Source organism: Trinickia sp. EG282A, assembly GCF_040965455.1.
GTDB classification, from domain to species: domain Bacteria; phylum Pseudomonadota; class Gammaproteobacteria; order Burkholderiales; family Burkholderiaceae; genus Trinickia; species Trinickia symbiotica.
Map to the genome: position 1 here is coordinate 1 of NZ_JBFRCC010000057.1, position 254 is coordinate 254.

General features: G+C 54.7%; 1 pseudogene. It reads left to right on the top strand.

From position 1 onward, the window contains the following. A pseudogene (locus AB4Y31_RS31890) lies at positions 1-126 on the top strand (type IV secretion system protein); the annotation flags it as partial. Between the last annotated feature and the right edge of the window lie 128 nt (positions 127-254).

The window sequence follows — 254 nt, forward strand, 5'->3', positions numbered from 1 at the left end:
GAGTTGCAGGAGCTAGACCAGATCCAGAGCCTGATGCAACAGATCGATGCAACGCAGGACCCGAAAGGCGTGGCAGAACTGCAGGCGCGTATCCAGGCCGAGAGTACTGCAGTCGGTAACGAAATGAGAGCCTGTCAGAATTTTAGTGTGTCGAGGTCATGAGACGATAACGGAAATTACGTCCTATGACCGAAGCAACCGTGACCAAGAAGAGCAAGAACCCGAAGGCGCCGAAGCTGTTCCCCGACGAGCTG